This is a genomic window from Leyella stercorea (assembly GCF_021531355.1).
In the GTDB taxonomy this organism is placed as follows: domain Bacteria; phylum Bacteroidota; class Bacteroidia; order Bacteroidales; family Bacteroidaceae; genus Prevotella.
On record NZ_JADYTS010000178.1, the window covers coordinates 1 to 896 of the forward strand.

Consider the following 896-nt stretch of genomic DNA (forward strand, 5'->3'; position numbering starts at 1 on the left):
AGGCAAAGTTACATAATCTTGAACCTATCTCCAAATTTTATAGCAAGTTGTTGTGATATCAGTGCCCAATTAGACAGGGGCATAGTCCATTTCTCACTAATGTCTCGATAAGCAAGATACACAAGTTTTTCAAGTGCGGTGTCTGACGGGAACACACCCTTGTTCTTCGTTACCTTGCGCACCTGACGGTGATAACCCTCAACCGTATTGGTTGTGTAGATAAGCTTGCGGATGGCAGGAGTATACTGGAAGTATTCCGTAAGACGGTCCCAGTTGTCGCGCCAGGATTTGATTACTATAGGGTACATCTCGCCCCATTTTTCATCAACCATGTCAAGCTGTGCCAATGCAGAATCCTTGCTTACAGCACCGTATACGGTCTTGAGATCCTTCAGAAACTCTTTCTGATGCTTGCTTCCTACATACTTGATTGAGTTGCGGATTTGGTGGACTACACATAGCTGAACGTAGGTTTCGGGGAATACACTTTGGATTGCGTCAGGGAATCCCTTAAGACCGTCTACGCAACAAATCAGAATATCACGTACACCACGGTTTTGAAGGTCAGTCATAACATCAAGCCAGAAGTTAGCACCCTCACTCTCAGATATATACATACCAAGAAGATCCTTGTGACCAGACTTGTTTATACCTAATACGTTGTATATTGCACGAGTGACTGCACGACCCTTATCGTCCTTTACCTTGTAGTGAATGGCATCAAGCCAGCAAATGGCATAGACGGGGTCAAGCATACGTGACTTCCAGGCTGTTATTTCGGGAAGAACTCGGTCGGTTATAGAGCTGATGGTTTCGGCTGAAAGGGTTGTGTTAAACTCACGCTCAAAGTACTTGCTTATATCACGAGTGCTTGTACCAAGGGCATACATGTTGAT

1 protein-coding gene is annotated in these 896 nt (G+C 44.6%); it reads right to left on the reverse strand.

Going from position 1 to position 896, the window contains the following annotated elements; translation table 11 throughout:
* Positions 1 to 8: 8 nt before the first annotated feature.
* On the reverse strand, positions 9 to 896 hold an 888-nt coding region (locus I6E38_RS14925), incomplete at its 5' end, for an IS256 family transposase (RefSeq protein WP_235394720.1).